Source organism: Micromonospora sp. WMMC250 (assembly GCF_027460215.1).
In the GTDB taxonomy this organism is placed as follows: domain Bacteria; phylum Actinomycetota; class Actinomycetes; order Mycobacteriales; family Micromonosporaceae; genus Micromonospora; species Micromonospora taraxaci.
In genome coordinates this window covers 474,785-485,069 of the sequence record NZ_JAPZBJ010000002.1, presented here as the reverse complement: position 1 = coordinate 485,069, position 10,285 = coordinate 474,785, and the positions used below count along the sequence as shown (strand labels likewise).

At 74.7% G+C, this 10,285-nt stretch carries 1 protein-coding gene; it reads right to left on the bottom strand.

The features are described 5' to 3' along the window. Positions 1–21 precede the first annotated feature (21 nt). Positions 22–10,080, bottom strand: a complete 10,059-nt coding sequence (locus O3438_RS02185; protein ID WP_269678307.1) for a type I polyketide synthase — start codon at positions 10,078–10,080, stop codon at positions 22–24. Between the last annotated feature and the right edge of the window lie 205 nt (positions 10,081–10,285).

Sequence of the window (10,285 nt, the reverse complement as noted above, 5' to 3'; positions counted from 1 at the left end):
CCCCGTCGGTGTTCCATGCGGTCAGGCAATGCCGAGTTCGTCGTCGAGGAGGTCGAACAACTCCTCGGCGGTGGCGCCGTGCAGGGTGCTGCTGTCGTGTGCCGGGTTCGCGCCGGTCCAGGTGTCGAGCAGGCTGCGGAGCCTGCCGGCGACCTTGGCCCGGTCCGGGTCGTCGGCGCTGACGGCGGCCAGGCCCGCTTCGAGGCGGTCGAGTTCGCCGAGCACCGACAGGGCGGACGAGGCCCGTTCGTCGAGCAGTTCGTCCTGGAGGTAGCGGGCCAGCGCCCCGGGCGTCGGCTGGTCGAAGACGATCGTGGCGGGCAGCCGTAGGCCGGTGGCGGCGGCGAGCCGGTTGCGCAGGTCGACGGCGGCGAGCGAGTCGAGGCCGCACTCGACGAGACCCCGGTCGGGTTGGATGGCGTCGGCGGAGGCGTGGCCGAGGACGGCCGCGACCTGGCTCTGCACCATCTCCAGCAGGATCCGCGGCCGGTCGGCGGGTGCGGTGGAGACGAGTCGCCGCTTGAGCGCCTCGGCCGGGTCGCCGCCGTCGGTGCTGTTCTCGGCGACCCTCCGGGCGGGGCGACGGACCAGGCCGCGCAGCAGCGGCGGCACCGGGCCGTTGCCGGCGACGGCGGCCGGCCGCAGTCCGATCGGCAGGACGACGGGGTTGTCGACACCGACCGCCGCATCGAACGCGGCCAGTCCGGTCTCGGCGGTGAACGGGGTGATGCCGAAGCTGGTCATCCGGCTGATGTCGGCGTCACTGAGCTGTCCGGCCATCCCGCCGCCGACCGCCCACGGCCCCCAGGCCAGGGAGATCGCGGCGAGGCCGTGGTGGCGGCGGTGCCGGGCGAGGGCGTCGAGGTAGGCGTTGGCCGCGGCGTAGTTGCCCTGCCCGGGGCCGCCGAAGCTGCCGGCCGAGGAGGAGAACAGGACGAACGCGGTCAGGTCCCGGTCCCTGGTGAGCTGGTGCAGGTTACGGGCGGCGTCGGCCTTGGCGGCCAGGACTGCGGCGACCCGCTGCGGGGTCAGCGAGGCGAGGACGCCGTCGTCGACGATGCCGGCGGCGTGCACCACCGCGGTGAGCGGATGTTCGGCGGGGACGCCGGTGAGCGTGTGGGCGAGCTGGTCGGCGTCGGCCGCGTCGCAGGCCGCCACTGTGACGCTCGCGCCGAGTGCGGTTAGCCGCGCGGTCAGGTCCTCGACGCCGGGCGCGTCCGGTCCCCGACGACTGGTCAGCAGCAGGTGTCGTACCCCGTGGGTGGTGACCAGGTGTCGGGCCAGCAGGCCGCCGAGGGCGCCGGTGCCTCCGGTGACCAGGACCGTGCCGTCCGCGTCGATGTCCAGGCCGGTCGGCGTGGCGGCGGCCCGGGCGAGCCGGGGCGCGTAGGCGCGGCCGTCGCGGACCGCCAGTTGCGGTTCGCCGCTGGCGAGGACACCGGACAGGCTGGCCGCGGAGAGCGGCGAGTCGTCCACGTCGGCGAGCACGATCCGGTCCGGGTCCTCGGACTGCGCGGAGCGGACCAGGCCCCAGGCGGCGGCGTGCGCCAGGTCGGGGGCGTCGGCGGCGGGGTTCGGTTCGACAGCGCCGCGGCTGAGCAGGATCAGGCGGGCTCCGGCGAAGTCCGGGTCGCCGAGCCAGCGTTGGGCGAGGGCCAGCCAGGCGTCGACCGCCGGGCCGGGGGCGTCGCCGCCGGGCCGGGCCGGCACGAAGACCAGCTCGGGTACGGCTCCGGAGGCGGCCAGCGCGTCCAGGTCCGGGTAGTCGTCCACGAGGGATCCCACGGCGGCTGCCGCGTCGGCCACGAACGGGTCGGGTGCGCCGATGACGGCGTACCGGCCACCGGTGGGGGCGATCTGCGGCTCGACGGGCGTCCAGTCGACGGTGAACAGTGGGGCCTCGTCGGCTGGCTGCCGCAGCTGGGTGACCGAGACCGGGCGCAGCACCAGCTTGCCGACCGTGGCGACCGGCTGTCCGGTCTGGTCGGCGAGGTCGATGCGGACCCCGTCGTCGCCGTTGGGCGTGATCCGTACCCGGGCGGCGGCGGCGCCGGTGGCGTGCACGCTGATGCCGGTCCAGGAGAACGGCATCCGGCTCTGGGTGGGGCTCAGTCCCTGCTGCGCCTCGGCCGCGGTGGCGAGGCCCATGGCGTGGGTGGCGGCGTCGAGCAGCGCCGGGTGTACGCCGTAGCGGGCGGCTTCGGCGGCGGTCGGCTCGGCCAGGGCGACCTCGGCGTAGGTCTCCTCGCCGCGTTGCCAGGCCGCGCGCAGGCCCTGGAAGGCCGGGCCGTACCCGTATCCGAGCTGGGGCAGGAACTCGTAGAGGAAGTCGACGTCGATCGGGGTGGCGTCGGCGGGCGGCCAGGTCTCGTCCGGGTCGGGTTCGGTGACCGGTGCGGAGGACGCGGTGCCGGCGGCGTGTCGGGTCCACGGGCTGTCGTCGTCGCGGTCCGGGCGGGAGTGCACGCTGAGGGCTCGGCGGCCGTCGGCGTCGGCCGGGCCGACGCGTACCTGCAACCGGGTCCCGACGCCGTCCGGGACGACGAGTGGCGCTTCCAGTGTGAGTTCCTCGACCTGGCCGCAGCCGACGTGGTCGGCGGCGTGCGCGGCCATCTCGACGAACGCGGTGCCGGGCAGGATCGCGGTGCCGAGCACCGTGTGGTCGGTGAGCCACGGTTGTCGGGCGGTGGCCAGACGACCGGTGAACAGCACCTCACCGGTGTCGGCGAGCGTCGTGGCGGTGTGCAGCAGCGGGTGACCGGTGGTGCCGGACGCGGCGTCGGCCGGGTCCGGGTGCAGCCAGTAGGGCTGGTGCTGGAAGGCGTACGTGGGGAGCGGGACGCGGCGGGCGTCGGCGCCGGCGTAGACGGCGGCCCAGTCGGGTTCGGCGCCTCTGGTGTGCAACCGGGCGAGCGCGGTGAGGACGGTGACCGGTTCGGGGTGCCCGCCGCGCATTGCGGCCACGGCGATCGCCGCGCGGCCGGTCTGGTCGGCGAGGGTCTCCTCGGCCATCGCGGCGAGCACCGGGTCCGGGCCGAGTTCGAGCAGCGTACGGACCTGGTGCCGGTGGAGTTCGCGGACGGCGTCGGCGAAGCGGACGGTGTCCCGGGCGTGCCGTACCCAGTAGTCGGGCGAGGTGAGTTCGGCAGTGGTCGCGACGTGGCCGGTCAGGGTGGAGACGATCGGGATCTGCGGCGGCCGGTAGGTCACCGCGGTCGCAGCCCGCCGGAACTCGGCGAGCATCGGGTCCAGGTGCGGCGAGTGGAAGGCGTGGCTGACCTGGAGTCGCCTGGTGCGCCGCCCGGCGTCGCGCCAGTACGCGACGACCTGCTCGACCGAGGCCTCGTCCCCGGAGACCACAGTGGAGGACGGTCCGTTGACCGCGGCGACGGTGATCCGGCCGTCCACCCCGTCGAGCGAGGCGAGCACCTCCGCCTCGTCGGCCTGGACGGCGGCCATCGCGCCGCCGTCGGGCAGCGCCTGCATGAGCCGGCCACGGGCTGCCACCAGGGCTGCCGCGTCGGCCAGGTCGAGGACGCCGGCCACGTGGGCGGCGCTCAGCTCGCCGATCGAGTGCCCGGCGAGGTAGTCCGGGACGATGCCCCAGTGCGCGAAGAGCCGGAACAGGGCCACCTCGACGGCGAAGAGCGCCGGTTGGGTGTACTCGGTGCGGTTCAGCAGGTCGGCGTGTGCCGCGTCGAGGACGATGTCGCGGATCGGCCGGTCGAGGTGGGTGTCCAGGTGGGCGCAGACCGCGTCGAACGCGTCGGCGTAGACCGGGTAGGCGTCGTACAGCTCACGGCCCATTCCGGCCCGCTGGCTGCCCTGCCCGGTGAAGAGCACCGCGGTGCGCCCGTCGGCGGTGACGTCGGTGGTGAGGGTGGGAGCCGTGGTGTCGTCGCGCAGGGCGGTGAGGCTCAGGCGTACCTCGTCGAGGTCGGTCGCGACGATCGCCGCGCGGTGTTCGAGGGCCGCCCGGGTCGTGGCGAGGGACCAGCCGAGGTCGGTGAGGCCGGCGGTGGGCTCCTCGCTGAGGTGGTCGAGCAGTGCCGCCGCCTGCGCCCGCAGGGCGGGTGCGGTCGTGGCGGAGACCACCACGGGTACGGCGGGGAGCTGCCCGCCGCCGGTCGGTGGCACCGGCGCCGGGGCGGTCGGTTGTTCCAGGATGACGTGGGCGTTGGTGCCGCTCACGCCGAACGACGAGACGGCGCCCCGCCGGGGACGGCCGGTGTCCGGCCAGTCGCGGGGCTCGGTGAGCAGTTGGACCGTGCCGGCGGACCAGTCGACGTGCGGTGACGGCTCGTCGGCGTGCAGGGTGCGGGGCAGCACTCCGGCCTGGAGCGCGAGGACGGTCTTGATGACGCCGCTGACGCCCGACGCGGCCTGGGTGTGGCCGATGTTGGATTTCAGCGAGCCCAGCCACAGCGGGTCGGTCCCGTCGCGGCCGGGACCGTAGGCGGCGATGACCGCCTGCGCCTCGATCGGGTCGCCGAGGACGGTGCCGGTGCCGTGCGCCTCGACCACATCGACGTCGGCTGGGGTGAGTCCGGCGTCGGCGAGGGCGGCCCGGATGACCCGTTGCTGGGCGGGGCCGCTCGGGGCGGACAGGCCGTTGGAGGCGCCGTCCTGGTTGATCGCGCTGCCCCGGATCACGGCGAGGACCTGGTGGCCGTTGGCCTCGGCGTCACGGAGCCGCTCGACGACCAGGACGCTGACCCCCTCGGCCCAGCCGGTGCCGTCGGCGTCGGCGCCGAAGGCCTTGCACCGGCCGTCGGCGGCTAGGCCTCGTTGCCGGCTGAACTCGACGAAGACCATCGGGTTGCCGATCACCGCGACGCCTCCGGCCAGAGCGAGGTCACATTCGCCCCGGCGCAGCGACTGGGCGGCCAGGTGCAGGGCGACCAGCGACGACGAGCAGGCGGTGTCGACGGTCAGCGCCGGACCTTCGAGGCCGAGGGCGTACGAGATGCGGCCGGAGATGACAGCTGTGGCGGTGCCGGTGAGCAGGTAGCCCTCGGTGCCCTCGGGGGCGTTCTGGACGCCGGCCCCGTAGCCCTGGCTGGACGCGCCGACGAACACGCCGGTCCGGCTGCCGCGCAGCGCGTGCGGGTCGATGCCGGCCCGTTCGAAGCCCTCCCAGGCGGTCTCCAACAGGAGCCGCTGCTGCGGGTCGGTGGCGAGCGCCTCGCGCGGGGAGATGCCGAAGAACGCGGCGTCGAACTCGGCGGCGTCGTGCAGGAAACCGCCGGAACGGGTGTAGCTGGTGCCCGGGTGGTCCGGGTCGGGGTGATAGAGGGCGTCGACGTCCCAGCCCCGGTCGGCCGGGAAGTCGCCGATCGCGTCACGACCGTCGAGGACCAGTTGCCACAGGTCGTCCGGGGTACGCACGCCGCCGGGCAGGCGGCAGCTCATCGCCACGATGGCGACCGGATCGTCGGTGCCGGCGGTGGCCGTGGCGGGGCTCGCCGACGGGGCCGGTGCCGTGCCGGCCACCTCGTCGCGCAGCAGCCTGGCGATGGCGTGGGCGTTCGGGTGGTCGAAGGCGAGGGTGGTGGGCAGTCGCAGGCCGGTCGCGGCGCAGAGCCGGTTGCGGAACTCGACGGCCGACAGGGAGTCGAAGCCGAGGTCGCGTAGTGCCCGGTCGGGGGTGACGGCGGAGGCGTCGGCGTGCCCGAGCACCGCGGCGGCCTCGGCGCGGACCAGGTCGACCAGGAACGTGTCCCGTTCGCCGAGGGTCATGCCGGCGAGTTGCGCACGCAGGCCCGCCGCCTGGCTGTCGTCGTCGGGGGCCGCGTTGGTCAGTGCGGTGCGGGCGTCGTCCAGGTCGGCGAGCAGGGCGCTGGGCCGTCCGACGGTGAACGACGGGGCGAACCGGTCCCAGCGCACGTCGGCGACCGTGACGGTGGCCTCGCCGAGCGCGACCGCCTGGGCCAGGGCGACGGTGGTCTGCTCGGGCGGCATCGGCGGCAGGCCACGGCGTAGCAGGTGGTCGGCGGTCTCCTGTTTGGTGGCCATCCCGCCGCCGCCCCACGCGCCCCAGGACACCGCTGTCGCCGCGCAGCCGCGGGCCTTGCGGGCCTCGGCGAGCGCGTCCAGGTAGGCGTTGCCGGCCGCGTACGCGATCTGCCCGCCGCTGCCCCAGGTGCCGGCGACCGAGGAGAACAACACGAACGCGTCCAGGTCGTCGGGGTCGCCGAAGAGCCGGTCCAGGTTCGCCGCGCCGGTGACCTTGGCGTCGAGCACGTGGGCGAACTCGTCGAGTGTGACGTCGGCGATCGGCGTGTGCTGGGCGACGCCTGCGGTGTGGATGACCGAGCGGATCGGGTCACCGGCGTCGGCGCACTGCCGTACCAGTGCGGTGATCGCGTCGAGGTCGGCGACGTCGCAGGCGGCGACGGTGACGCGTACACCGGTCGCGGTGAGTTCGTCGGTCAGTTCGGCGGCGCCGGGCGCGGCGGCCCCGCGCCGGCTGGTGAGGACGAGGTGGTCGGCGCCGTTGCGGGCGAGCCACCGGGCGAGCTCGGTGCCGATGCCGCCGGTGCCACCGGTGACCAGGACGGTGCCGGACGGCTGCCAGGTCGGCGCGGTGCCGGAGGCGGCACGGGTCAGCCGGCGGGCGAGGACGCCGGAGGGGCGTACGGCCACCTGGTCCTCGACGCCGTCGCCGACGGTGATGCCGGTCAGGACGGCGCAGAGCCGGTCGGCGGTGCGCTCGTCGAGGGTGTCCGGCAGGTCCACGAGTCCGCCCCAAGAGGCGGACTGTTCCAGGGCCGCGACCCGGCCGAGTCCCCAGACGAACGACTGCGGGACTCGGCGTACCGGGTCGGCCGGGCCGGTCGAGACCGCGCCACGGGTGACGGCCCAGACCGCTGTCTGCGGGTGGGTTTCGCGCAGGGCCGCGAGCAGGTCGGTGGTGGCGGCGGCACCCCGGGTGAGGGCCCGGTGCTGGTCGGTGGGCCGTTCGTCGAGGGCGAGCAGGGACAGCACGCCGGCCGGGGCGGGGCCGTCCAGCGCCGCGCTGAGCTCCGCGTCGCTGGTGACGGTGACCGTCGCGCCGGCCCGGGTCATCCGGTCGGTGATCGTCGCGACCAGGTCCGGGTCGGTGATCGTCGCGACCAGGTCCTGGTCGGTGCCCTCCGGTACGAGCAGCAGCCAGTCTCCGTCCAGTCGCGGCTCCGGCAGGTCGGTGCGCGGACGCCAGGTCACCCGATAGCGCCAGGTGTCCAGGGCCCGGTGTTCGCGGCGTTCCCGACGCCACTCGCCGAGGTGCGCCACGGCGTCGTTGAGGTGGCCCATGCCGAGGCCGGTCAGGTCGCCGCCCTCGACGGCCGCCCAGAACTCGGCGTCGACCGGGTCGGCGGCGGTCCGCTCGGGTGCCGGTTCCGGCCAGAACCGACGCCGCTGGAACGCGTACGTGGGCAGGTCGACGCGGTGGGCTTCGGGCAGCACAGTGGACCAGTCGACGGGGGCCCCGGCGACGTGCGCCTCGGCGAGCGCGCGCGCGATCCGTCGCTGGCCGCCCTCACCGCGTCGCAGCGTGTGCAGAACCGGGGTGGTGACCGTGTCGCTGATCCCGCCGGTCAGCACCGGGTGCGGGCTGACCTCGAGGAAGAGCCGGTTGCCGGCGGTGGCCGCGGCGGTGACGGCCTCGTCGAGGCGGACCGGGTTGCGCAGGTTGGCGTACCAGTAGGCGGCGTCGAGCGTGCCGCCGTCGGCGGCGCTGCCGGTGACCGTGGACAGGAACGGCACCGACGCGGGGCCGGGGGTGATGCCGGCCAGCGCGGTGGTCAGGTCGGCCTCGACCGGCTCCACGGCGGCGCAGTGCGAGGCGTAGTCGACAGCGACCCGCCGGGCCCGGACTCCGGCGTTCTCGCACCGGGTCAGGAAGGCTTCCACGGCGTCGGCCGGTCCGGCGACCACGACGGCGGACGGCCCGTTCACGGCGGCGATCGTCAGGCCGTCGGCCAGCAGGTCCTCGACGGTGCTCAGCGGGGCGGTGACCGAGACCATGCCGCCGGTGCCGGCGAGTCGGAGCAGGGCCCTGCTGCGCAGGGCGACGACCTTCGCGCCGTCGTCGAGGGACAGTGCGCCGGCCACGACCGCGGCGGCGATCTCGCCCTGCGAGTGGCCGATCACGGCCGCCGGGGCGACGCCGTGGTCGCGCCAGAGTTCGGCCAGGGAGACCATCACGGCCCAGAGCGCCGGCTGGACCACGTCGACCCGTTCCAGCAGGTTCGGGTCGTCGGAGCGGAGCACGTCGAGCAGGTTCCAGTCGACGTGCGGGTGCAGGGCGGCGGCGCAGGCGGTGATCCGGTCGGCGAAGGCCGGTGCGGTGTCGAGCAGTTCGGCGGCCATGCCGCTCCACTGGGAGCCCTGGCCCGGGAAGACGAACACCACCTCGGCGTCCGCGACGGCGGTGCCGGTGACGACGTCGGCGGCGGTGCCGCCTTCGGCCAGGGCGGCCAGGCCGTCGCGGTGCCGTGGGCCGAGGACGACCGCGCGGTGGGAGAGCGTCGAGCGGGCGGTACGCAGGGTGTGCGCGACGTCCGCCGGTGCGGCCGCGACGCCGGGACGGTCGAGGTGGGCGGCCAGCCGTGACGCCTGGTCGCGTAGTGCGTCGGCGGTGCCGGCGGAGATCAGCCAGGGAAGCTCCCCGGAGGTCGGCTCGGCCGGCTCGGCCGGCTCGGCGGCCGGCGCCTCCTCCAGGATGACGTGGGCGTTGGTGCCGGACATGCCGAACGACGACACCCCGGCGCGGCGCGGCCGGTCCCCGGTCGGCCACCGACGCTCCTCGGTGAGCAGGCGTACGGTGCCGGCGGACCAGTCGACGTGCGGGCTGGGTTCGTCCACGTGCAGGGTTCGGGGCAGGGTCTCGTGGCGCAGCGCCTCGACCATCTTGATCACACCGCCGACACCCGCGGCGCCCTGCGAGTGCCCGAGGTTGGACTTGAGGGAGCCGAGCCACAGCGGACGGTCCTCGGGTCGGTCCTGACCGTAGGTGGCGATCAGCGCCTGGGCCTCGATCGGGTCGCCGAGGACGGTGCCGGTGCCGTGGGCCTCGACGGCGTCCACGTCGGCGGTGGTCAGCCCGGCGTTGGCCAGGGCTTGCAGGACGACGCGCTGCTGGGCGGGGCCGTTGGGGGCGGTGAGTCCGTTGGAGGCGCCATCCTGGTTGACGGCGGAGCCGCGCAGCACCGCCAGGACGGGGTGACCGTTGCGCTGGGCGTCACCGAGCCGTTCCAGCATGAGCAGGCCGACACCCTCGGACCAGCCGGTGCCGTCCGCGGCGGCGGCGAACGACTTGCACCGCCCGTCCGGTGCGAGGCCGCGTTGGCGGCTGAAACCGATGAACGCGGTCGGCGAGGCGAGGATCGTGGCGCCGCCGGCCAGGGCCAGGTCGCACTCGCCCAGGCGCAGCGCCTGACCGGCGAGGTGCAGCGCGACCAGCGACGACGAGCAGGCCGTGTCCAGGGTGACGGCCGGGCCCTCCAGGCCGAGCAGGTAGGCGACCCGGCCGGAGATGACGCTGGGCGCGGTGCCGGTGAGGAAGTAGCCCTCGCTGCCCTCGGGTGGGTTCTGCTGCAGCAGTGAGACGTAGTCCTGGGTGCTCGGGGTGCCGGCGAAGATGCCGGTGCGGGTGCCGCGCAGCTGGTGCGGGTCGATACCGGCCCGTTCGGTGGCCTCCCAGGCGGTCTCCAACAGCAGCCGCTGCTGCGGGTCCATGGCCATCGCCTCGCGCGGGCTGACCCCGAAGAACTCGGCGTCGAAGGCCGCCAGGTCGGGCAGGAAACCGCCGTCGCGGGTGTAGCAGGTGCCCGGGTTGTCGGGGTCGGGGTGGTAGAGCCCGTCGAGGTCCCAGCCCCGGTCGGTGGGGAACGCGCCGATGCCGTCGCGCCCCTCGGCGACCAGCTGCCAGAGCTCCTCGGGGCTGTGCACACCGCCGGGATAGCGGCAGGCCATTCCGATCAGGGCAATTGGCTCGGAACCCGCCGATTCCAGTTCCCGAATGCGTTGACGCGCCTTGTGCAGGTCGGTCGTGACCCATTTCAGATAGTCCCGGAGCGTTTCTTCGCTTGCCATACGATGCCACCTCTTCAAGGCAGAGCGACCCGGAATGAGCTGGGCCGGAATACGACGATCCGCAATCAGGACGCTATGGTCGCCCTGGTGGGCCAACAACCCCTGCGGGGTCGCGGCGGACCCTCGCGCGCCCCGACGGCACCCCGATACCGGCCGGCCGATAGGGGTAGGTAGGGGATATCTACGGGGGTGCCGTCCAGGTCAT

Coding starts and splice junctions, on each gene's coding strand:
- O3438_RS02185 (WP_269678307.1), bottom strand. CDS start 10,080: ATGGCAAGCGAAGAAACGCTCCGGGACTATCTGAAATGGGTCACGACC.